This is a genomic window from Psychroflexus aurantiacus (assembly GCF_010820555.1).
Taxonomy (GTDB): Bacteria; Bacteroidota; Bacteroidia; order Flavobacteriales; family Flavobacteriaceae; genus Psychroflexus; species Psychroflexus aurantiacus.
This window is the reverse complement of record NZ_JAAIKD010000003.1, coordinates 380,240-404,680: the sequence shown is the minus strand read 5'-3', so window position 1 is coordinate 404,680 and position 24,441 is coordinate 380,240. Positions and strand designations below refer to the sequence as shown.

22 protein-coding genes are annotated in these 24,441 nt (G+C 35.9%); all 22 read left to right on the top strand.

Features of this window, described 5'->3' with window-relative positions; all coding sequences use genetic code 11:
- The 22 genes from G3567_RS07290 (at position 1) to G3567_RS07185 (ending at position 24,440) form a co-directional block, all read left to right on the top strand.
- Complete coding sequence (locus G3567_RS07290; protein WP_164004662.1) at positions 1 to 1,098, top strand: glycosyltransferase; 1,098 nt, start codon at positions 1 to 3, stop codon at positions 1,096 to 1,098.
- A gap of 83 nt (positions 1,099 to 1,181) precedes the next feature.
- The gene (locus tag G3567_RS07285) at positions 1,182 to 2,270 is read left to right on the top strand and encodes a glycosyltransferase family 2 protein (protein ID WP_164004661.1); all 1,089 of its coding nucleotides are present in this window, start codon (positions 1,182 to 1,184) and stop codon (positions 2,268 to 2,270) included.
- 71 nt (positions 2,271 to 2,341) lie between these two features.
- A complete protein-coding gene (locus G3567_RS07280; RefSeq protein ID WP_164004660.1) occupies positions 2,342 to 3,472 on the top strand; it encodes a glycosyltransferase in 1,131 nt (376 codons plus the stop codon).
- A gap of 190 nt (positions 3,473 to 3,662) precedes the next feature.
- Entirely contained in the window at positions 3,663 to 4,544 is an 882-nt protein-coding gene (locus tag G3567_RS07275; protein WP_164004659.1) for a glycosyltransferase family 2 protein, read from the top strand.
- Positions 4,545 to 4,558: 14 nt separating this feature from the next.
- Entirely contained in the window at positions 4,559 to 5,584 is a 1,026-nt protein-coding gene (locus G3567_RS07270) for a glycosyltransferase family A protein (RefSeq protein ID WP_164004658.1), read from the top strand.
- A gap of 201 nt (positions 5,585 to 5,785) precedes the next feature.
- The gene (wecB, locus tag G3567_RS07265; RefSeq protein WP_235923515.1) at positions 5,786 to 6,772 is read left to right on the top strand and encodes a non-hydrolyzing UDP-N-acetylglucosamine 2-epimerase; all 987 of its coding nucleotides are present in this window, start codon (positions 5,786 to 5,788) and stop codon (positions 6,770 to 6,772) included.
- A complete protein-coding gene (locus tag G3567_RS07260) occupies positions 6,769 to 7,989 on the top strand; it encodes a glycosyltransferase family protein (protein ID WP_164004657.1) in 1,221 nt (406 codons plus the stop codon). The genes wecB and G3567_RS07260 overlap by 4 nt, the downstream gene beginning before the upstream one ends.
- A gap of 3 nt (positions 7,990 to 7,992) precedes the next feature.
- Entirely contained in the window at positions 7,993 to 9,129 is a 1,137-nt protein-coding gene (locus G3567_RS07255) for a glycosyltransferase family 4 protein (RefSeq protein ID WP_164004656.1), read from the top strand.
- Positions 9,130 to 10,233 carry a glycosyltransferase family 2 protein gene (locus G3567_RS07250; protein WP_164004655.1) on the top strand — a complete coding sequence of 368 codons (1,104 nt, stop codon included), beginning with the start codon at positions 9,130 to 9,132 and terminating at the stop codon, positions 10,231 to 10,233.
- A 40-nt stretch (positions 10,234 to 10,273) separates the two neighbouring features.
- Positions 10,274 to 11,032, top strand: a complete 759-nt coding sequence (locus tag G3567_RS07245) for a polysaccharide pyruvyl transferase family protein (RefSeq protein ID WP_164004654.1) — start codon at positions 10,274 to 10,276, stop codon at positions 11,030 to 11,032.
- A 1-nt stretch (position 11,033) separates the two neighbouring features.
- Positions 11,034 to 12,194 (top strand): UDP-N-acetylglucosamine 2-epimerase, encoded by a 1,161-nt coding sequence (neuC, locus tag G3567_RS07240; protein WP_164004653.1) that lies wholly within the window; start codon positions 11,034 to 11,036, stop codon positions 12,192 to 12,194.
- Between the two features lie 74 nt (positions 12,195 to 12,268).
- Positions 12,269 to 12,625: a four helix bundle protein gene (locus tag G3567_RS07235; protein ID WP_164004652.1), complete on the top strand. Its 357-nt coding sequence runs from the start codon at positions 12,269 to 12,271 to the stop codon at positions 12,623 to 12,625.
- 395 nt (positions 12,626 to 13,020) lie between these two features.
- Positions 13,021 to 13,734 carry an acylneuraminate cytidylyltransferase family protein gene (locus tag G3567_RS07230; RefSeq protein WP_164004651.1) on the top strand — a complete coding sequence of 238 codons (714 nt, stop codon included), beginning with the start codon at positions 13,021 to 13,023 and terminating at the stop codon, positions 13,732 to 13,734.
- A gap of 67 nt (positions 13,735 to 13,801) precedes the next feature.
- The gene (gene asnB, locus G3567_RS07225) at positions 13,802 to 15,529 is read left to right on the top strand and encodes an asparagine synthase (glutamine-hydrolyzing) (RefSeq protein WP_164004650.1); all 1,728 of its coding nucleotides are present in this window, start codon (positions 13,802 to 13,804) and stop codon (positions 15,527 to 15,529) included.
- A 61-nt stretch (positions 15,530 to 15,590) separates the two neighbouring features.
- On the top strand, positions 15,591 to 16,433 hold the full coding sequence (locus G3567_RS07220) for a polysaccharide deacetylase family protein (RefSeq protein ID WP_164004649.1): 843 nt from the start codon (positions 15,591 to 15,593) through the stop codon (positions 16,431 to 16,433).
- Between the two features lie 41 nt (positions 16,434 to 16,474).
- Positions 16,475 to 17,236 carry a formyltransferase family protein gene (locus G3567_RS07215; RefSeq protein WP_164004648.1) on the top strand — a complete coding sequence of 254 codons (762 nt, stop codon included), beginning with the start codon at positions 16,475 to 16,477 and terminating at the stop codon, positions 17,234 to 17,236.
- Positions 17,226 to 18,623, top strand: a complete 1,398-nt coding sequence (locus tag G3567_RS07210) for a UDP-glycosyltransferase (protein ID WP_164004647.1) — start codon at positions 17,226 to 17,228, stop codon at positions 18,621 to 18,623. The genes G3567_RS07215 and G3567_RS07210 overlap by 11 nt, the downstream gene beginning before the upstream one ends.
- Positions 18,623 to 19,771, top strand: coding sequence for a glycosyltransferase family 4 protein (locus tag G3567_RS07205; RefSeq protein ID WP_164004646.1), 1,149 nt, complete (start codon positions 18,623 to 18,625; stop codon positions 19,769 to 19,771). Before G3567_RS07210 ends, G3567_RS07205 begins: the two co-directional genes overlap by 1 nt.
- The gene (locus G3567_RS07200) at positions 19,768 to 21,303 is read left to right on the top strand and encodes a glycosyltransferase family 2 protein (RefSeq protein ID WP_164004645.1); all 1,536 of its coding nucleotides are present in this window, start codon (positions 19,768 to 19,770) and stop codon (positions 21,301 to 21,303) included. The genes G3567_RS07205 and G3567_RS07200 overlap by 4 nt, the downstream gene beginning before the upstream one ends.
- Complete coding sequence (locus tag G3567_RS07195) at positions 21,293 to 22,321, top strand: hypothetical protein (protein ID WP_164004644.1); 1,029 nt, start codon at positions 21,293 to 21,295, stop codon at positions 22,319 to 22,321. Before G3567_RS07200 ends, G3567_RS07195 begins: the two co-directional genes overlap by 11 nt.
- Positions 22,318 to 23,313 (top strand): glycosyltransferase family 2 protein, encoded by a 996-nt coding sequence (locus tag G3567_RS07190; protein ID WP_164004643.1) that lies wholly within the window; start codon positions 22,318 to 22,320, stop codon positions 23,311 to 23,313. The genes G3567_RS07195 and G3567_RS07190 overlap by 4 nt, the downstream gene beginning before the upstream one ends.
- Positions 23,310 to 24,440, top strand: coding sequence for a glycosyltransferase family 4 protein (locus G3567_RS07185; protein WP_164004642.1), 1,131 nt, complete (start codon positions 23,310 to 23,312; stop codon positions 24,438 to 24,440). The genes G3567_RS07190 and G3567_RS07185 overlap by 4 nt, the downstream gene beginning before the upstream one ends.
- The last annotated feature ends 1 nt before the right edge of the window (position 24,441 follow it).

Here is a 24,441-nt window from a genome sequence, read left to right as displayed (position 1 = left end):
TTGAACATCGCCATTTTTACTCCAGACCAAAACCCCTATTCCGAAACCTTTATACAGGCACATAAAACCTATTTAAAAGATTCTGTGTTTTATTATTACGGGCGTAAAAACATTCAGTTGGAAGGGGTGTCCCGTTTATCGACCCCCTGGGAAAGAAGATGGTTAAATATAAAGAGAAAGATTTTTAAAAAGTCTTCCAGTTTTATTCAGGATACTATCATTATAAAGTCATTACAAAAAAACCAAATCGATGTAGTCCTTGCAGAATATGGCACCCATGCACATTTCATTTTGCCTTTTATTAAAAAAGCCGGATTACCCTTAGTGGTGCATTTTCACGGTTATGATGCAAGTGTTACAAAGGTGGTTGAAAATCATAAGAACTATAAGGAAGTATTTCAATATGCTTCAAAAGTAATTGCCGTATCCCGTAAAATGCAGGAAATGGTTCTGGAAATGGGTTGTCCTGAGGAGAAACTGGTTTATAATGTGTATGGCCCACAACCAGCCTTTGTAAATGTACATCCAACCTTTGAGAAAAAACAGTTTATTGCCATTGGCAGATTTACAGATAAAAAGGCTCCTTATTACACGATACTGGCTTTTAAAAAGGCTGTTGAAAATCATCCGGATGCAAACCTGATTATGGCGGGTGATGGTCCTCTGCTGAATACTTGTAAAAACCTGGTCAGCTATTTGGGTATTGAAGACCAGGTAGAATTTCCTGGTATTATCACTTCGTATACCTATCAGCAATTGCTTGCAGAATCATTAGGTTTTGTACAGCACTCCTTAATTGCTGAAAATGTTGATATGGAGGGAACACCCCTGGCGGTGCTTGAGGCAAGTGCAGCAGGAATTCCCGTAGTATCCACTATTCATGCAGGTATTCCTGATGTCATTATAAACGGAGAAACAGGTTTGCTCTGTGAAGAACACGATGTTGAACAGATGGCAGCAAATATGCTTGCTTTATTAGTAAATATAGAATTGGCTAAAAAACTTGGACAAGCCGGAAAAGAAAATATTGCAAAAAACTTTTCCTTGGAGCGGCATATAGATGCACTTCAGGACATTTTAGAACAGAGTAAATCATAAAATCTTATTTGCTGAATGGCAGTCACAACTGCAGGAACCAATGATCCACTAACACAACCTCAACCCAAATCTTTTCCCTATTTTTGAATTCAAATACTACTACAGTGACCTCTGATAATCCCTTAGTCTCTATCATCATCCCTACCTATAACCGTGCTCATCTGATAGAAGAGACCCTGGACTCGGTATTGGCACAGACCTACCGAAACTGGGAATGTATCATAGTCGATGATGGTTCAAGTGATAACACCGATGATGTAGTAGGGACTTATGTTAAAAAAGGCTCACGTTTTAGATACTACCACCGTCCAGAAGAACATTTACCAGGTGGGAATGGCGCTCGAAATTTTGGTTTTAAAATGAGCCAGAGTGCGTTCATCATCTTTTTAGATTCAGATGACATTATAGCAAAAGATTGCTTAGATAATAGGGTAAAAGTGCTAGAAATTAATAATTTAAATATGGATATGTTAATTTCACATTCTGCTTCTTTTAAAAATTTTATTGGTGACACAAATATATTATGGAACAAAATAGATTCAACTGATTCTTACTTACAATTAATGATAAGGTTTCTAAATATGGATATGCCTTGGTCAACGAATGGAGTTCTTTGGAAGAAAACTTTCTTAAATAAAATTGGTCTGTGGGAAGAGGATTTGTGGGCATGGCAAGATTGGGATCTACATTTTAGAGCCTTGGCATTTAAACCAAAATTATGCTACAACTTAAAGAAACCAGATAATTTTTTTAGAGTTGGTACAACTCATTTCAATATTGGGAAAAAATATAAATCTTTAAACTATATTAAATCAGTAGAAAAAGCACTAAATAATGTGTCAGAAATAATATTTAAACTTGATACTAAAGACAAAGAAAGAATAAAACCGCACTTTGATAGATTAGTATTAAAAATGTTACTAAAGTTTTCTATGTTGAATGATAGAATCACTTACCCAATTAAGAGTTTATTTAAACTTAAAAAGTTAAAAACACCTTATTATTATGAGTTTTTAAGTACATATTTAACTTTTTTATTGTGTAAGAGTTTTAAAATAAAAAAATTTATCTTAAAGTCCACTTTTAAGAAAAAACAAGAAAATCTAAAGATTAAGAGTACATATCTTAAAATAAAAGTGAATGATGTAAGTTTTTTAAATAATACTATGTAAATTTTATTTCATTAATGTTACTATTTATTAAATAATACCATATTCAATTAAGTAAATTATCAAAGTTCTACATGAAAAAAATCTTATTTGTTTCCCATGATGCTTCATTAGCTGGTGCGCCCTTGGTACTCTTGTATTTAATGGAGTGGTTAAGAGAAAACCATTCTAAAGAATATGAAATTGGGATTTTACATTTAAATGGAGGTGAGATAGAAAAATCTTTTAATAAAGTTGCAAACTATGTTTATAACATAAAACCACGAAATAATACAAGTTTGGTTTTAAGAGTAGTTAATAAGCTAAGTCAAGGGAAGTTTGAAAAATATTATGCCCAAAAATGCATAAATACTATTGCTCGTTTCAACTATGACATTATTTATTCAAATACAGTAGTTTCACTATCCTCAGCTATTCAAATTAAACGAAAAACTAAGTCTACTGTAAAATTAGTCGCGCATGTGCACGAAATGCATTCTAGTTTAAAATATTATATTCAGCAACCAACTGAAATAATTAAATATATAGATAAAGTTATTGCTGTATCTGAAGCTGTAAAAAAAGATCTTATGATACAATGGGATCTCGATGTGAAAAGAATTTCTACTGTTTATGAGTTTACAAAAATTAATTTGAATAAAAGCCTTAAATCTCAATCCAAAAAATTTATCGTGGGGGGATCTGGTAAAACTGGTTGGCGTAAAGGACATCAATTATTTATTCAAGTGGCAAATTATATTAATAAGTATCACCCAAATATTGACATTGAGTTTCAATGGGTAGGAAAAATTGGATTACTTGGACAGATTATAGTAGATGAAGATTTAAGAAAGTTAAATTTGATTGATAAAGTCAATTTCGTTGGTCAACAACAAAATCCTCATCAATACTTCAATAACTTTAATTTATTTTTGATGACTTCTAGAGAAGATCCTTTTCCTCTAGTTTGTATAGAAGTCGGTATGTTAGGAAAGCCAATTATCTGTTTTGATCAAGCAACAGGAACACAGGAAATGCTTGTTAATGGTGGAGGTAAAATAGTTCCCTATTTAGACATAGAGCGAATGGCAGAAGAAGTAATCAATTATTTCCTTAACAAGAATGAATTGAAAAAGGATTCAGACATTGTAAAACAAGTTTTTTCTGATTTTACCCCAGAAAATAAATGTCCTCAAATTCTTTCAATACTAAGAAGTTTAACATAATTAAAATACAGATCTTAATAAAATTTAAACTATTGCTTTAGAGAATTAAGCTATCTAAAGCAAATGGAGGATTTGTTAAATTCATTCAAAATTATAATATCATATAATGATTTATTCAAATTTAGACACTTATAAAAGATGTGACCAAGAGAAATAGATAATGCATTAAAGCATCCACTTAAATAAAAAGATGATAGCAATTATAATACCTTATTATAAAAAAAAGTTTTTCAGAAATACATTGAAATCGCTTGCAAATCAGACAGACAAGAGATTTAAGGTTTATATTGGCGATGATGATAGTCCAGAAAACCCAACTGATATTATATCAGAATTTAAGGATACCCTAAATATTGTGTATTTTAAATTCCAAATTAATTTAGGTTCTAAGTCACTAGTGAAACACTGGGAGAGATGCATTAACCTTATAAGGGATGAGAATTGGATTACGATATTGGGTGATGATGACACATACGGGGCAAACGTTGTAAGTGAGTTCTATAATAATTATAATGATTTATTTAATCTTGATATTAAAGTTCTTCGATATTCAACAATAAAAATTGACTCAAAGGATAAACAAATATCCAAAGTAAATACAAATGAAAGAATTGAAAAAAGCATTGATTTTTTTTTTAAGAATACTCCAAGTTCATTAAGTGAATATTTCTTTGAAAGGGAACAACTTCAAAAAGTCAAGTTCAAAGATTTTCCATTAGCATGGCATTCAGATCAACTTGCAGTAATTGAAGTTTCTGATTTCGGTAATGTTTTAAGTGTTGAAAATGCAAATGTATACGTCAGAATATCTGAACTTAGTATTTCTGGTAATCAAAATTTATACTATGAGAAATTAAACGCAAGTTTTATGTTTTATCATTATCTGTTGAAAAAATATTTATCAAAATTTGATAAACAACAATATGATATGTTATCAATAAAACTTAATAAGTGTTTTATTAATAATAAAAAAAGAGTAGACTGGTTTTTGAAGACTTCTTACTTATATCTTACAAATAAAAAAATTAAAGACTTTTTTTTATTTTATAATCAGATAATTAAAAATTTATAACTTTATAAGTTAAAATGCGTAAAGGTATAAATCCAGCTAAGCTAGAAGATATTAAAGCTAAAAATCAATATTTTCATCAAATTATTGTTCCAGTATATTTACCTAAACTTGAGGGGTATTATAAAGAAGGCTTAGATATTTTAAAGATATGTTTAGAAAGCATATGTTTAACATCACACAATCAAACTTATATCAGTGTCGTTAATAATGGGTCTAGTAGAGAAGTCCAAGATTATTTAAATCACTTACTTAAGGAAAATAAAGTAAATGAAGTTGTTCACTCTTCAGCTATAGGTAAAATAAATGCTATAGCAAAGGGGCTTGCAGGTCATAATTTTGATTTGATCACTATATCCGATGCGGATGTGTTGTTCCAAAATGGTTGGCAGAATGCTGTTTATGACATTTATGAGACCTTTCCAAAAGCGGGAATGGTCGGGACTACTCCAAATACAAAAAGTTATAAAGATTATAATGAAATGTTTTTATTTGATACCTTTTTTGATCGAAACACTAAATTTAGAAAAGTATCAGATTCTGAAGCTATGGAAAAATTTATCTTGAGTTTGGGGTTTAAAGTTTTTAAACCAGAGGTGCTTAAAGAAAAGATATTATCCATAAAAAAAAATGGAATTAGGGCTAATGCAGGTTGCGGTCACTTTTGCTTTACTGTTAAACAAGATTTGATTAAAAGTCTTAAATCAGTTGTATCTAATCATTTAATTTCTTCTAGAGATGATGCAATTTTTATAGATATTGAACTGTCTAAATATGGTCATTGGAGACTATCTACTGATGATAATTTCACATTTCATATGGGGAATACGGTTACAAAATGGATGATAAGAACTTTAGAAGATATGAAAATTAATAATAGCGATCTTTTTAATTTAAAAATTATGAATAAAAGCTCATGCACCTTAAAGATTAAGCTAATTCGATTTTTAGTTTCAAAACTTATTAAGTCTAAGTTTATTTTTAACTCTTATAAATCCTATAAAAAATTATCTTCTAAAGAATTGAAAGACTATTATATTTAAATTTTACAAATAGAAAAATTTGATTAAAACCTGACTCAGAATGCCAACAAAAATAATCATTTGCTTTGGTACACGGCCTGAAGCTATAATGAAGCTATAATGAAGCTATAATGAAGCTATAATGATGGCTCCTGTGATAAAAGCTTTTAAAGCGAATAATTTCTTCAGTATAATAGTTTGTGTGACTGCTCAACTCGGGAAATGCTGAATCAGGTGTTAAATTTCTTTCAAATCAGGCCAGATATTGATTTAGATTTAATTAAGCTTGATCAAAGCTTAAATCGATTGAGTGCTCGAATTATTACAGTGATGGATGAGGTGCTTAAAAAAGAACAGCCTGACTGGGTATTGGCACATGGAGACACCACAACTTCCAGTATGGTGGTCTTGGCCGCTTTTCACCGAGGTATAAAAGTGGGGCATGTGGAAGCAGGTTTACGTACCTATGATAAATACTCATCCTTTCCTGAGGTAATCAATCGCCAAATCACAGGGCTAATCGCCAATTCACATTTTGCCCCTACTCAAAAAGTCTATGACTGCTTACTTAAGGGAGGAATTCAAAAGAATGAGGTGATCTTGACTGAGAACACCGTGGTAGATGCACTGCGCTTGGGGTTGGAAATAGCCAAAACAAATCCACCTCAGGAATTACAGAAGCTTTTATCCAGGCTTGATAAAACCAGAAAATTGATTTTGGTAACGGGTCAAAGACGTGAGAATTTCGGACAGGGTTTTATCAATATCTGTGAAGCTTTAGCTCAAATTGCTAGTAGAAGTGATGTAGAAATAGTATATCTAGTCCATTTAAATGCACATGTTAAGGAGGTTGTGCATCAGAAATTAGAAAATTACTCAAATATTTATTTGATACCACCCGTAGAATACCCAGTCATGTTAGGTTTATTGGAAGCTTGTGATTTAATTATTTACGACTCTGGGGGAATCAAGGAAGAAGCTCCCAGTTTAGGTAAAATGGTTTTGGTGACTCGAGCAACATCCGAACGTATGGAAGGGATTGAACAAGGTTTTGCTGAGTTGGTAGGAATAAATATCTCTAAAATTATAAAAAAGGCAAATTATTATTTAGAGCGTCCCAAAGTTTTGAAAAAGGAAACTAATCCTTACGGATTAGGGAATGCATCAGAGGAAATTGTAAATTACCTGCTTAAAACTAAAACAAGTTGAAAAAAATTTTAGTGCTTACTGAAAGTATTGAGGTAAATGACAGCAGCGGGTCCAAAGCCAATGTAGCGCTCATCAAAAACTTAATTAAGCTAAAGCATAGCCTTAAAGTGTATCATTTAGATAGGTCTAGATCTAAAATTGAAGGGGTTGAAACTTTTGCGATTAAGCGGTATAAAACATCCTTTTACTATTGGTTAGTAAGATTTAATACCCTGTTTTCAAAACATGGTTTAAATTTTAATGCTTTTATCGAAAAAAAATACGGGTTTTCTTTTTCGCATTTTGAGGATGTTGAACGTTTTAAAAAGGCTTTAGCTAAAGAAGATCCTGAAAAGTACGATATCGTTTTTACTTTAAGTAAAGCCTCGAGTTTTAGACCGCACAAAACCGTGTTAGAATCTCCGAAATGGCATTTTAAATGGTATGCCTATGTGCATGATCCTTATCCGATGCATGCTTATCCAAGGCCCTACGATTGGGTCGAGCCCGGTCATCAAAAAAAGCGAAAATTTTTTATTGAAGTGAGTAAAAAAGCTCATAAACTGATGTATCCCAGTCTCTACCTGGCAGAATGGATGGAATCTTATTACGGAAAGCTTATAGAAAAGCGTTTACTTATTCCCCATCAGATAGACCATTCTATTCAAATGGGAACAAAAAATAGGTTTTTTGATGCCTTACAATTTATCATTTTGCATGCCGGGAATTTGATGAGTGCCAGGAAGCCTCAGGCTTTGGTGGAAGCTTATAAACAATTGCTTGAAAACTATCCGAAACTTAAAAGCCACTCGCATTTAGTTTTTATCGGCGAAGAGTCGTCTTTTCATTCTTATTTCAGAGAACAACAAAAACAGCTTCCCCAGTTGAAATTAAGTAAGGGTTCCATACCTTTTGAAGAGGTCTTAAAGTTACAGGCTGATGCCAGTGTAAATGTTATTCTAGAAGCTAAAGGCCCTATCAGTCCATTTTTGCCTGGAAAATTCCCGCATTGCGTGATGGCTGAAAAGCCTATTTTATTGCTAGGTCCTTATTATTCAGAGTCCAGACGTTTGCTGGGGATGGAAAATTATCCCTTTTGGGCTGAAATCGATGACCAGGAGAAAATATACTTAACTTTAGAAAAATTATATCTCAACTGGAAGTCAAAACAATTCACATTTAAGTACGAGCATGTTCAAAATTATTTAGGTTTAGACCATTTAAGAAAAGTCATTTAAGCTATGAAAATCCTAATGGTCTCCATGCCGTCTTTACATTTTTTTCGCTGGACAGAGCAGTTGAAAGATGCCGGTCACGAGATTTACTGGTTTAACATCACCGATAGTGGAAAGTTTGAGGGACGTCTGGACTGGGTTCAGCAAAAATTTGCCTGGAGGCTAAAATGGGATTTCCCGGGGCGGGTGTACATAAAAAAGGAGTTCCCTAAACTTAGCCGATACATTCAAACAGTAAATACAAATTCTACTCCAAAGGCATTCGAAAACTATCTGCATGAAATTAAACCTGATGTGGTACATAGTTTTGCATTATACGTCTCCTGCACTTCTGTTCTCTCGGTTATGGAAAATCATCCCAGGATACCATGGATCTATTCCTCCTGGGGAAGTGATTTATATTATTTTCAAAATTTCAAAGCCTATCTGAAAGACATTCAGGCCGTTTTGCCGCGTGTTGATTATTTGTTTACAGATTGCCAAAGAGATTATACTATTGCCAGAACCTACGGGTTTAAAGGTGAGTTTTTAGGTGTTTTACCCGGCGGGGGCGGTTTTAAATTTGATTCCACAAAGCCACTTAAACCTCCTGGTGAACGAAAAATTATTTTAATCAAGGGCTTTCAGGGACGTTCAGGCCGAGCTATCCCAGTCTTAAAGGCCATACAACGATTACAACAAGAAATTTTAAATTATCATGTTGTTGTGTTTGGTGCTGATCGAGAGGTTGTAGAATTTGTAAAGAATGAAAAAATTAAAACCTGGTTTAACATTGAGGTAATAGGGCGTATTAAATATGATGAAGTCATTGAATTTATGCAAAAAGCTTTGATTTATATTGGGAACAGTAACAGCGACGGTTTGCCTAATACCATGTTGGAAGCTATATGCTTTGGTGCTTTCCCTATACAATCCAATCCTGGCGGAGCCTCAGCTGAAATCATCAATCACGGTGAAAACGGATTGTTGATTAAGGATTGCAAAAATATTGATGAAATAAAAAATCATCTAACAACTGCCTTAAATGATAAAGACCTCACAAATAAAGCTTTCAAAAAAAATTTAAAAATAAGGTTAGATTTGGAGTATGAGATAATTAAAGCTCAAGTATTAAAAGCCTATCAAAATATAAATTCACAGTAGATGTCAATAATATCCATTATCTACGCCTACCATAACCGAGATACTGCCCGTATCCAGGCTTCCCTGGAAAGTCTGTCAGGACAAACTCAACAGAATTTCGAGGTCGTGTTTGTGGATTATGGGAGTCGAGAATATTATAGCAATGAAGTCAAAGCTGTTGTTGAAGATTATCAATTTGTAAATTATCATTATATAGGGCATCCGGGTTTGTTGTGGTGTAAAGCAAGGGCTTTAAATTATGGCATTCAACAGGCAGTTCAGACAAACATTTTTATCGCTGATGCCGATGTTGTTTTTCATTCTGATTTTGTAAAAGAACTAGGAAAGTTGGATACCGAAAAAGCTTTCTACCTGTTCGATATCGCCTACTTAAAAGCCTCTGTAAATGCAGAAGAGGTCTTGCAAATAGATTTTCAAAAACGCGACTATTCTCATGTTCATGAGACCTTTGGGGTAGCTTTGTTTTCTAAGCAGGCTTTGCTTAAAGTTAACGGACTGGATAACTTTTTTCACTTTTATGGTTCAGAAGACGAAGATTTAAACCGGCGTTTACAACATGCAGGCTATCGAAAGCAAAAACACAAGGACCTATTATTACAGCACATTTGGCATGAGCGTTATCCAAAGTCTAAGGATAAAAATTTCACGATCCAGCCTCGCCTAACTGATGTAATGCGTCTTAATCAAAAACATATGCTTTTTAATGATGAAAATCAAGTCAGCTATACAAACCGTGGGATTGGCCTTATAAGATATTATACACCTGAAGATTTGGAACGTTTAAAACACCCTGAAGTGATTTTTAGGCTTACCAATATCTGCGATAAGGTAGACTATTATTTATATTTTGCAATTGAGGAGTTACTTAATCAACATAAGGTTGTGAAATTTGAATTTAACGAATCTAACCTTCCTAAGTCTACCAAATATAAAATCAAAAAACTCCTAGGTAAAACAGTACAGGCGTATTATCCGTTTAAGACGGTGAATGATTTATTGCTTAAGCAAATTTTATTTAGATTTAGAGATTATAATTATAGTTTAGAAATCCAGAAACAACCAAACACCATTCATTTCACTATTGAAAATTTTAATAATGCCTAAGCAAAGCCTAAAATTATTTTGGTGGAGTGAAATTCATTTCATGCAAAAACCGAAAGAAAACTTTGGCGATCTTCTGGGCAAGTATTTAGTTGAAAAAATCAGTCATAAAAAAGTAGTATTTACCCACCCCAATAAACATAAATGGAAACATAAACTGAGTTCTAAACCTATTTATATCACTGCAGGAAGTATTTTAGCCCATGTGAATAAATATTGTGTGGTCTGGGGGAGTGGTATCATCAATACAAATCAGCTCGTAAAACCGGCCAGGTTTCTTTCGGTGCGAGGCCCTCAAACTCGGCGGTGCTTACTTGAACAAGGTTATGCTGTACCGGAAAAATATGGAGATCCCGCCTTGCTGCTCCCCAAATACTACCATCCCGAAATTGAAAAGAGATACAAGCTAGGAATTATTCCACATTACACGGATTATAAGGGTGTGATAGAACAGTATACCGATAAAAACATCAAGATTATCGATTTAATGACCAATTCCGTAGAAGACACGACCAGAGAAATTTTAGCATGTGAACACATCGTTTCCTCTTCACTTCACGGCTTAATCGTTGCTCATGCTTACCGAATTCCTGCAGTTTGGATCAAATTTTCAGATAAGCTTTTTGGGGATGATATTAAATTTCAGGATTATTTTGAGAGTGTAGGTATAAAACTTTACCCACCTTTAAAGGAAATAGATTCCTTAACTTCGATCGATTTTAAATCGGGTCATGCCCTGCCCAAACCGGCTGAATTGGAAAAAAGAAAACAAGACCTTTTAGAAACCTGCCCATTTAAGTGATATGCAAAAAAGAAAAATCTGTGTTGTCGTTACCGCTCGTCCTTCCTATTCAAGGATAAAAACTGCACTTACTGCTTTTAAAGCCCATCCACAGATTGAGCTTCAACTGGTGGTGGCAGCTTCGGCCTTGCTGGAACGTTATGGAACGGCAATCCATTATATGGAAGCCGATGGCTTTAAGATAGATGCCAAAGTCTTTAATGTCTTGGAAGGGGAGAATCTGACAGCAGCCGCTAAAACAACAGGAATTGGAATTCTCGAACTTTCCAGTGTGTTCGAAAACCTTCAGCCCGATGTTGTGGTGACTATTGCCGACCGTTTCGAAACCATGGCCACAGCCATCGCCGCTTCTTATATGAACATTCCTTTAGCGCATATTCAAGGCGGGGAAGTTACCGGCAATATCGACGAAAAAGTGAGGCATAGCATTACCAAATTAGCCGATTACCATCTGGTGGCTTCAGAAGATGCCAGAGAACGGGTGATTAAACTGGGAGAAGAACCAGACAGAGTATATAATACAGGCTGTCCTTCTATCGATTTAGCCAGGGAAGTGCAAAAATCACAAGGCCTGACATTTGATCCTTATGAGAACTACGGTGGGGTAGGTGCGAAGCCTGATTTAAGCAAGGGTTACTGGGTGGTGATGCAGCATCCGGTCACCAACGAATACAAAGATTCCAGAAAGCATATTGAAACGACTTTAGAAGCTATTCGGCAATACTCTGGCTTCCCGGTGCTATGGTTTTGGCCGAATGTAGATGCTGGATCAGACGGTACCTCCACCGGAATTCGTTCCTACCGAGAGCGGTTTGATTTAGGGGAGGTTCATTTTTTTAAAAACATGCAAGGCCATGATTTTTTAAATCTGCTAAACCATTCCAAGGGACTCATCGGTAATTCCTCTGTTGGGATACGAGAGTGTTCTTACCTCGGGGTTCCTGTCATCAATATTGGCAGTCGTCAGCACCGCCGACATCGCGGCTCTAATGTGATTGATGTCGACTATAATACGCAGGACATCTTACAAGCCATGCAACAGATACTCTCCAATCCAAAAGCCCCCTCTGAAACTATTTACGGTACCGGAAACGCAGGAGCTCAAATCGCAGACATTCTGGCTAAGGTGGAATTGAGGTTTCATAAGACGATTGTATATTAGTGAAGAGTTGTTAGTGAACAGTTGTTAGTGAACAGTGATGAGTGGATGTGATAGGAACTAATAAAGTAGTAAAAATGAATCATAAAGACCTAGAAGCTTGGAAAGCAAGTATGGAATTGGTTGATTGTGCCTATCAGTTATCTAAAAAAATGCCTAAATCTGAAGATTTTATACTGAAGCAACAATTCCTTAGATCAGCTATATCAGTACCCTCAAATATTTCAGAGGGCTGTGGAAGAAGTTCAGACAAAGAATTAATTCGGTTTTTGGATATTAGTCTTGGTTCATTAGCCGAACTTGATACACAATTTGATATTGCTTTTCGGCAAGATTATTTTGATGACAATGAAACCTTTAAAGAACTATTAATTAAAACCAGAAAACTAATCATCGGACTTAAAAACTACTTGAAAAAGAAAACTATTGAATGAAGGGAGCAGTAATCTGTTCACCGCTCACGCTTAACTGTTCACAACAAGCTTTTGTCAGGATTTATAAAATACCTAAAAAGCTAGATAAGATTTGACGGTCGACTGTAGACCAAAGACAGTAGACTTAAATAATTGTCAATTAACAACTTGGAAAAAATAATAATAATGAAGCCTTTAAAGATTTATTAATTAAAATCAGAAAACTAATCATCGGACTTAAAAACTACTTGAAAAAGAAAAATTTTGAGTGAAGGGAGTAATAATCTGCTCACTCCTCACTCTTCACAGGTCACAAATTGCTTTTATCTAGATTTATTAAATAACTTTAAAGGTCAAAATAGACTATAAATTACAGCAGACAGTAGACTGTTAACAGAATACAAAATAATAAAAAAATGAATCACCAACCCCCACCCAAAATTTTAGGAATAATTCCCGCCCGCGGCGGTAGCAAGGGTGTGCCAGGCAAAAACATCAAAGACCTGGGCGGTAAACCCTTATTGGCTTATACGGTGGAGTCGGCTAAGCAATCCAAATTAATTAATCGATTGATAGTGTCTTCTGAAAATGAAAACATCATCAAAGTAGCGAGAAACCTAGGAGTGGAGGTACCTTTTAAACGCCCAGAAAACTTAGCAGCAGATCAGTCTGGAAGTGTTGAAGTGGTTCAGCATGCGGTGGAGTATATGGAGGATCAAGGCGAATATTATGATACAGTGCTCTTACTACAGGTGACTTCGCCTTTTAGAGAAGACGGATTTATAGGCCGGGCCATTGAAAAATTCATCAAGTCAGAAGCAGATGCTTTGGTCAGTGTGTTGCCTGTACCTCAGGAGTACAATCCGCATTGGGTGTTTGAAGCCGATGAACAGGATAACTTAAAAATTTCAACAGGGGAGGAAGGAATCATCAAACGCCGACAGGATTTACCGAAGGCGTTTTTTAGAGACGGAAGTATTTATATCACCAAAACAGATGTCATTAAAAAAGGAAGTTTTTTTGGAAACAAATTGACCTATATCGAATCCAATCCTGAGCTTTACGTTAACATTGATACGATGGAAGATTGGGAGAAGGCTGTAATGATGGTAAAAAAAATAAATAGTTGATAGTTCTCAGTCTTCAGTCAACTGCAGACAGTAGACAGAAGACTCAAGAGAAACAAAAACCAAAACCATGTGCGGAATTTCCGGGATTATAGGCAGTAAGGCCAATACAGCTCACATCACAAAAATGACCGACGCTCTTTATCATAGAGGGAATGATAATATCAGTCATTTTACAGAGAAGGGCATTGTCCTGGGGCATAACCGCTTATCCATCATTGATTTAAATGCTTCCGCTAACCAGCCTTTTCAAAAACGCAATCAGCCTTATATTCTTGTATTTAACGGTGAAATTTACAATTACATAGAACTCAAAGAGGAGTTGAAAGAATTGGATCATCAGTTTGAAACCTCATCCGATACCGAAGTCTTATATGAAGCTTTCCTGGAATGGGGAGAAAATTGCCTGGAACGACTAAATGGCATGTTTGCTTTTGCGTTCTGGAATACAGCAACAAAAGACCTCTTTGCAGCTAGGGATCGTTTTGGCGTGAAACCCTTTTATTATTATATGGATGAAGATAATTTTATCTTTGCCAGTGAAATCAAAGCGATTCAAGAAGTAGTAAAGGCTAATCTCAATAAAAAAGTCTTAGCGAATTATCTGATGTATGGCAGTTACGGTTTGCCCGATGAAACTTTCTATGAAACCATTCATCAACTTGCAGCAGGAACTTTTTTAAAAGTTCATCAACCAAAAATTCAACTCACTCCTTGGTATGATTTTGTAACACGCGTCCATAAAAAACGAAAAGAACTAGCGGATATAGATGAAACAACAGCTAAAAAGGAGTATAAAAAACTACTCGAAAAGAGTATTGCTTTGCGATTTAGAGCGGATGTTCCTGTGGGGTTTACCCTAAGCGGAGGCGTCGATTCCTCTTTGCTTCTGGCTTTGATCAACCAGCGAAAGGATGCAGGTAAGATGAAAGCCTTTAGCTTTTATACCGATGATAAACGCTATGACGAATTGCCTTGGGTGGAAAAAATGACTAAAAAAACACAAACGGATTTAAAGAAAATTTGTTTTACCCCCGAAGATTTTAGCACCTGGCATAAAAAGATGAGTTATATTCAGGATGAACCTTATGGCGGCATACCCACCCTGGCATATGCTAAACTTTTTCAGGAAATAGCCAGAGAAGGCATTAAGGTGGTTCTGGACGGCCAGGGTATGGATGAAGCCTGGGCGGGTTACGACTATTACCAGACAAGCTCAGATCAAAACATACAAGGGCAATCTGCTTCAAGTCCGTTTAAGTTAAATGTATTGAGTGAAGACTTAAAAAGAGCAGCTAAAAAACCTGACTATCCTAAACCCTTTGGAAACGAACTTTTAGATAAGCAGTACCGCGATTTATTTTACACAAAAATTCCAAGGGCCCTGAGGTTTAACGACAGGCTATCCATGGCTGCCACTACCGAATTACGTGAGCCTTTTTTAGATTATAATTTGGTTGAATATGCATTTTCTTTACCTGAACACTTTAAAATCAGAAACGAGCAAGGCAAATATTTATTACGTCAAATTTTAAAAGAGTATAGTGAGGATATTGCTTTTGCACCTAAACGTCCTTTACAAACGCCGCAGCGAGAATGGCTGGCAGACGAGCTTCAGGAGGAAGTTGAAAAGCATATAAATGCGCTTGAAAGTTCTACATTTGCTAAATACTTGAATTTTGATGAAATGAAAGAGGAGTGGAAGAATTATCTGTCAGGATCACAGGAGTCAAGTTTTCATATCTGGCAGTGGATGAGTTTAAACGAATTAATAAAAATAGATGTTAATCACCAGTAATTACCATTATATACGACCTTGCTATGACGCCGAATACCCCAGTATTTTTGGGTTAACCCCCTTGCAGTTTAAAAATCAAATAAGTCTGTTATCAGCTTATGGTCAGTTTGTTAGTCAAAAGGACTTACTGGATAATACTGAAGAAATAATTCGGTCTGATAAGAAGTTTCTTTTATTAACCTTCGACGATGGCTTAAAAGAACAGTATGAAATTGCAAAACCGATTTTAGATCAACTAGGCATACCGGCGATTTACTTTATAAATTCTATAAATCATATAGAAAAAAAAGTGTCTATGGTTCATAAAATTCAGCTGGTGAGATCGGTCATGTCACCTGCACGTCTAATAAACGAAATTCAAAACTATAACATCAGGTTTTCTAAAGCTGAGGTACAAAAAGCAATTAAGCACTATAACTACGATAGCGAGAATGCTGCACTTACAAAATACCTGCTTAACTTTAAGTTAGAAACTTCACTTCGTGACCAAATTATTGACAAGCTTTTCGATGAGGTTTTTACGGAAGAAGATGTTGCTGATAATTTATATATGGACATAAATCACTTAAAAACTTTAGGAGATGAATTTTCATTAGGAAACCATACGCATTCACATTTAGCGCTTGGTTTGCAAACCAAGGAAACAATTACTGAAGAGATCAATCAAACTAAAGAATTTTTAGAAAATACAACACATCAAGAAATTGTAAGTATAAGCTATCCTTACGGAAGTAGAGAAGTTTGCACACAACCTGTTGAAGAAATCGCAAGGCAAACGAATCACAAACTAGGCTTTACAATGACTAGAGATTATTCAAAACATGAAGATTCTTTCTTGATGCTGAATCGTTTTGACTGCAATGATGTGCCGGGTGGAAAAAATGAAAAAATGATGTTCAGATGAATATAGCACTATTTACAAGTAATCATTTAAGGCATAAGTTCATGGCCAGTAAACTTGCTGAAAATTTAAATATAACTTTAATTGTTGCTGAAGAAAAATCAGATAAAATTGAAGATACAGGTGGGTTAAATAAGGAAGACAGGGATTTAATGGAATCTCATTTTGAAGCACGGTCAAATTCAGAACAAAAGTTCTTTAAGGATTATACGCATTTTCCGGAGGATGTTGCTGTAAAGCCAATTGAGTTTGGAACTCTAAATTCAGAATTTATACTACAAGCTTTAGAAGACTATAAAATCGATTTTTTAGTTTTGTTTGGCAGTTCTATAGTAAAGGATAAGATTTTAGAAAAATTTTCTGACAAAGTGATAAATATGCATTTAGGACTTTCCCCTTACTACAAAGGGTCGGGCACAAATTTCTTCCCTGCTTATCACAATGAATTTTCCTGTATTGGAGCAACTATACATCTGGCTTCATCAAAAGTTGATGCGGGAGACATTCTTCATCAACTTAGATTAGATAGTGTTGAGGAAAAAGATTCTTTGCATGATTTAGGTAATAGAATCATTGATTCAGGGGGGAGGCTATTTCCTAAAGTGATAGAAAATTATATCAAAGGGGAATTACAACCACAAAAACAAAGGAATGAAAAAGGCTCGAAAACTTTCAAATTAAAAGATTTTACAGTTCCTGTACTTAGAAAAACCTACCAAAATTACACCTCTTTTTTTGATGACTATCGCTTAAACAAGACTATTTTAGACAAAAATTATCCTATTGTCCAACAGCATGAAAAATAAAAAACTCTTGCTTTATCTTCCAGATGGGGTTGGTTTAAGGAATTTTGTATTTACCAATTTTATAAATCATGCTCAAAATGCTGGATTCGAGGTTGAAGTTTGGAATTCGACTCCTCTGTTAGAAAAAGAATTGAGGGTGAAAACACACCAAGTCCCTAAAGCGAAATTAAGTTGGATGACCGACTTGAGAAAAGCGGCTTATATCGATGCACAGCTGAATGAGTTTACCAAAAGATTTAAAAACCAAATCTACCAGACATATAAGTTTACTACCAAAGCTAATAACCTCAAAGCCTTGCTAAAGCAGGTTTTAAAACAATTAATTTCAAGAAAAATAAACTCTCTTAAAGATCTAAGAGATTTGAAAAAAGAAATCATAGGTGCTGAAAAAAAAACAAATTATTTTCAAGCCTGTCAAACTCAACTTTTGGAGATTAAGCCCGACTTGGTTTTCTGCACCAATCAGCGGCCGGTTTCTGCTACAGCTCCAATTGAAGCTGCCAAAGAGTTAGGTATTCCAACAGCCAGTTTTATTTTTTCATGGGATAATTTGCCTAAAGCAACCATGATCATTGAGCCAGATTATTATTTGGTGTGGAGTAAATTTATGAAAAATGAACTGTTGTTATATTACCCATATATTCAAAAAAACAGCGTATTCATCACAGGAACACCCCAATTTGAAGCCCATCGAAACATAGCCCTGTTGCAGGATAAAGTCTCCTTTTATTTAGAAAACAATATGGATTTGTCCAAAACCTATATTTGTTTTTCTGGTGATGATGTCACCACTAGTCCAGATGATCAGGATTATCTTAGAGATGTTTGTGAAGCTGTGACTAATATTAACCAAACAGGTAAGATGAATTTAGGTGTTATTTTCAGGCCAAGTCCCGTTGACCATTCCGGGAGATATGATAAGGTTCTTAAAGATTATAAAAAAATTATAGCTTATATTCCTCCAAAATGGAAACAACAGGGGGATACCTGGGACACTGTAGTTCCCACCCGGGAAGATATTGCTTTGCAAGTCAATACGATTTTTCACTCAGACCTGATAATCAATATAGCTTCCTCTATGGTTTTTGATTTTGCTAGCATGGATAAACCCTGTCTATATATCAATTATTTATCAAAAACACCAAGATTAAAAAATTGGCATCCTCAAAAAATTTATAATTTTATTCATTTCCAATCCATGCCTGATAAGGATGCGGTCATATGGTTAACTTCAAAAGAGGAGATGGAAGATAAAATTTTAGAGGGATTGACTAATCCAAAACCTTATGTGGAGAAGGCTCAAAATTGGTTTGGCATCATTAACCAGCAGCCAGCCCAGGAGGCTTCAAAACGCATAGCAAAAGCTTTAAATGAAATAATTGATTGATGAAAATCGCCTTCCTGACTCCCGAATACCCTCATCCAAGCTGTAACCATTCCGCAGGTATTGGCACCAGTATTTATAACCTTTCCAGGGCTTTATTACAACTGAAGCAGGAGGTAAGGGTTTTGGTTTACGGGCAAAATAAAGATGAGATTTTTGAGGATAAGGGTGTAACTGTTCAAAAAATTAAGAATATAAAATTTAAAGGCTTTTCCCGCTGGTTGACACAAAAGAAAATCGAAAACATCATCGATCAACTTTATAGTGAACAAAAAATTGATTTGGTGGAAGCACCTGACTGGACAGGCATCACTTCCTTTATTCAGCCTAAAAAATGCCCTGTCATTATTAAACTTCATGGAAGTGATGCCTACTTTTGTAATTTAGAAGGCAGAACCTTAAAAAAGAAAAATTTTTACCATGAAAGACGCTCTCTGCAAAAAGCTGATGGTCACTTAGCGGTAAGTGATTTTGTGGCTAAAAAAACTAATGCCTTTTTTAAGATGAATTTGAGTGTTACAACCGTTTATAATGGGGTGGATTTATCTGAGTTTGGGAAGAATCAGAAAACCGAAATCCCAAACCACATCCTCTATGTTGGCACTTTGATTCGTAAAAAAGGAGTCCTGGACCTGGCGCATATATTCAATAGATTGATTCAGTTGAATCCAGAGGCCACTTTAAACCTCATTGGAGGCGATACTTCGGATTCAAAAACCGGAAGCCCGTCTACCTGGAAACTGATGCAAAATATATTGAACAGAGAAGCCTTAGAGAATACTATCTATCATGGTCAGGTGCCTTATAAAGAAGTTAAAACTTATCTTGCATCGACTGCGGTGTGTGTGTTTCCTTCCCATGCCGAAGCCTTTCCTGTAAGCTGGCTGGAAGCCATGGCTATGGGCAAGGCTATCGTGGCCTCTAATGAGGGCTGGTCCAATGAAATGATTAGAGATGGTGAAGAAGGGATATTGGTTGATCCTTCCAAGCATGATGAATTTGCAGAAAACATAACTTATCTCTTAGAAAATCAGGGCAGGAGAAACCAAATGGGTCAGCAGGCTCTTCATCGGGTAAGACAGAAATTCAGCAATGAACGTATTGCTCAATGTAACCTGAAATTTTATCAGCAATTTAGTCGGGAAGCATGATTTTAGTTCAGCATGATTTTAAGAAAGTCACCAAAGTGATCATTGATCAAAAGTCGGTTGCTGTTCTAAAGGGTAACATCAGCAAAGTGGTTATGAAGTTATGTCAACTAAAGGATAATCAGCTTTTAGTGTGGATTCATGAATCTGAAATTTTAAATTTGAATACCAGTCATCTATCAAAAATCTTCCATCATAACAAAATAATGGCCAGCTATGCAACATCAAATTTTTTGGAAAGAGAAGTGGGCTATATCGAAGAGTCTCCTTTTATAAAAATCAATAGAGAGGTTTCTTACCCAACCTGGCAGATGAACTCCCTGGTTGGTGGGATTCATTCCTCTGTTATTGCTACGCTGTCAGGACAGATAAAAAGCCATCAAAATTTTGATTATTTTCTGAATTCTTTAGCAAAACTCGCTATGCCTCAAGGTGTTTTTTGTTATTCAGAACCAGGATTACTTTTAGATAAAGCTAAAGTGAAAACAGAAACTCCAAAGGCTAATACACCGGATTTGTTTAGATTTACAGCTGAGCATTACAGGCGCAGATGGACTGTCATGTTGCTATTAAATTTTATACTATTTGAAAAGAAAGCACCCGTTTTTAGCTGGCTATTTTCATTTGGATTTAGTCGAAAAAGACTTAGAGAAAATTCTTTTGAGAGTATTCCTGTTCAATCGATTAAAGCAGTCCTTACTATGAAGGAAGTAGACGTCATCATTCCCACCATCGGACGTAAAGCGCACTTATATAATGTGTTGAAAGATTTTTCGAAGCAGACGGTTCTTCCTAAAAGTATCATCATTGTTGAACAAAATCCCAATAAGGACTCCGGGTCACAATTGGATTATTTATATACCGAAAAGTGGCCTTTTCAGATACATCATAAATTCATCCACCAGACCGGAGTTTGTAACGCCCGAAATTTAGCTTTGGATGAAGTGAGCAGTGAATGGACGTTTTTAGCCGATGATGATATAAGAATTGAATCAGATTTCCTTCAACTAGTATTCACAAGAATTGAAAAAGATAAAGTTGATTCATTTTTGATTTCATGTTTGCAAGAGGGTGAGAAAAATTTAAATAACTACAGCTCGCAAACGACTACTTTTGGTTCAGGTTGTTCCATTGTTAAAAGTGAATACCTTAGTCAAGTAAGATTCAATTCCAAATTCGAATTTGGATACGGGGAAGATATTGATTTTGGGATGCAGCTTAGGAATAAAGGTTGTGATGTGATATTTACACCAAAACCCCAAATTCTTCATTTGAAAGCACCTGTAGGAGGATTTCGCTCAGTATTTAAGCCGGACTGGGGAAACGAAAAAATCCAGCCAAAACCTTCACCCACAATCCTGTTATTCAAACTTTTGCATCAAACATCCGAACAGCTACATGCGTATAAATTAAATTTATTTGTAAAGTCTTTAAACCTAAGGAAGGTACTAAAGATGAATTCGACCTATAAAAAGTTCATACAACAGTGGAATTTAAGCCTGAAATGGGCCTTAAAACTAAGCCATGCCAGTTAAAATTTACACGCAGGAGTCCCTGTTGATCCAAGAACACAGGAAACATATTTTTTTTATATTTCTAGAGCTTTCTTTCACCCATAAGGAATGGATCAGGGATTATTTTGAATTGAGTGCTCAGCCTCGTCCTGCCGATTATTTTGTCTGGCCACTTTGTTTGTCTTATACCAGGAGGATTGGAGAATACCAGTCCTATTTGAATTTTATCAAAGAAGCGGATGCCCAGCAGAAAAAAGTATGGGTTTATACAGGAGGCGATGAAGGCTGGAGTCAGTTTAAACAGCCACAGCGCTTAGTACATTTTAGACTGGCCGGGTTCAAGTCATCCTATAACCTGCCAACTGAAGTTCTTCCCACGTTTATACAGGATCCCTTAGCAGATAAAGAGCTAAACATAATTAAAAACCCGCTTCCGCCCTATAGGCTCGGTTTCGTAGGCCATGCTGATGGAAGTTTGAGAAAATGGGTGAAAGAGGTTTTGTTATATCTTAAGAAACAGGTGAAGCGGATAAGCAGAGATAATATTGACTTTCAATCCTTTTATCCCTCATCGGTCAGGCGTTTTTATTACTTAGAAAAATTAGGATATCTAAAAAATCTTAAGACAGATTATATCTTAAGGCGTCAGTACAGAGCTGCTGCAACCAGCGATCTGGTCAGAAGGAAGGCTACAGAAGAGGAGTTCAAGGAAAACATAAAGGACAATTTGTTTACGTTTTGCATGAGAGGCGGAGGGAATTTTTCAGTTCGTTTCTATGAAACTCTAGCCCAGGGCAGAATTCCCTTATATTTAGAAACAGATACACAATTGCCTCTAACTGATAAAATAAACTGGGACAATCATTTTCTAAGGCTTTATCCAAAAGATACCGTATCAGAAATTGAATTTAAGTTGACTGCTTTTATAAAAGCCAATGATTTAGAAGCATTACAACTCAAGAACCGTAACCTCTGGGAAAACTATTTAACACGGGAAGCTTATGCAAAACACTTGTTTTTAAAATATAGGTCTGAATGAAACTTTCTTTAATCATCTGCACCTATAAGCGCTCGGAATCATTGCTAAGGCTTTTAGAGTCTGTAAAACAGCAAAGTCATTTGCCTGATGAAATATTGGTGATCGATGCTTCACCAGATAAGGAAACAGCTTTAGCTTTAAAAAACACCCATCTTGCTCAGCTGCGTTATCATAAAGTTGAACCCGAACAACGCGGCCTGACCAAACAACGTAATACAGGCATTGAGTTGTGCAACCCTAATACAGATATTGTTTCTTTTTTAGATGATGATACCGTTTTAAAACCTGAGTACTTCAAAAATTTGATTAAAGTCTTTAAGGATCATCCACAAATTACTGGAGTAGGTGGGATAGCTGTCAATGAAAACCAATGGCAAAAAACGATTATTGATGAAAAAGATCGAAATCATATTTTCAAAGACGGCTATAGAGTAAAACTATCGACTAGATACAAGCTAAGACAAAAGCTGGGTTTAATGTCTGATTTAGCACCAGGGCAAATGCCTAAATTTTCACACGGGAATACGCAATCTTATCCTTTAACAGGAAAAACCTATCAAGTAGATTTACTACTTGGTATGTCCATGGCATACAGATCTAAGGTTGTGTTTAATCAAAAATTTTCTGAATATTTTGAAGGCTATGGCCTTTATGAAGATGCAGATTATTCAATTAGGGCTTTAAAATTTGGTCAAAATGTCATTGCGAGTAGTGTTCAGCTAGAACACCATCACCATGCCTCAGGCCGGCCCAATCAGTTTACCTACGGAAAAATGGTCGTCAGAAATGGCTGGTATGTCTGGCGTTTGCGCTGGCCAGAACCGGGTTTTAAAAATGTGGTCAAATGGCATGCTAATGTGCTATTATTAGCCTTTTTAAGACTTGGTAATACGATAACAACGCGAAAGAAAAAACAGGCTTTTACAGAAGCTCTTGGACGATTTACGGCCTTGTTCCTTTTATGCTTTAAAAAACCGGACATCAACAGATGAATTTTTTAATCATAACACATGCGTTTCACTATGAGCTTGAGGGCAAGTATTATGCTTACGCGCCTTACGTCCAGGAAATGAACCTATGGCTAAAGCATGTGGATCAGGTCGAGATTGTGGCACCTCTCTCAACTTCCCTGGATAAACACATCAGCTTAGCTTATGCGCATCATAATATTTCGATTTTAAAAGTGCCAGTCTTTTCCCTGGTAGGTTATAAGGAGAAACTCTTATGCCTGTTTAAACTTCCCAAAATCCTATGGACCATTTTTAAAGCCATGAAACAAGCCGACCACATTCATTTGCGTTGTCCCGGTAATATGGGCTTACTGGGCTGTCTGGTTCAGATGTTATTTCCTAAAACCCCTAAAACCGCTAAGTATGCGGGGAACTGGGATCCAAAGTCTAGGCAGCCCTGGTCGTATAAGTTACAGAAGTGGATATTAAGCAATACGGTTTTAACCAGGAATATGCAGGTGCTGGTTTATGGGGAATGGCCGGAGCAGTCCCGAAACCTCACCTCCTTTTTTACAGCCTCCTATTTCGATTACGAAAAAGAACCCGTCAACACAAGAGACTATAGCCGGCATATTCATTTTTGCTTTGTGGGAAGTTTAGTTAAAGGAAAGCAGCCCCTTATGGCCCTGGAACTGATAGAGAAACTTCGGCAAAACGGCATGGACGCCCTCCTGCATATCTATGGTGAAGGGCCGGAACGGCAACACCTCGAATCCCGGATTAAGGACAGCGAACTGGAAGATTCTGTTTTTTTGTATGGCAATCAGCCTAAAGCTAAAGTCAAAGCCGCTTTACAGGAGTGTCATTTTTTAATCTTAGCTTCCCGGTCAGAAGGCTGGCCAAAAGCAGTGGCGGAAGCCATGTTTTGGGGCTGTATTCCTATAGTAACGCCCATTTCCTGCCTGCCCTGGATGCTTGATGACGGTAAACGGGGTGTGCTAATGGATGATAACAATCTTGATGAAACAGCCGAGCGATTGATACACTTATTGAAAACACAAGAGCTCTTAAAAGACATGGCGGGCAGGGCAGTTGCCTGGTCAAGATTTTATACCTTAGACAGGTTTGAGGAAGAACTCAAAAAAGTGTTAAAATACCGAGAAAACTAAT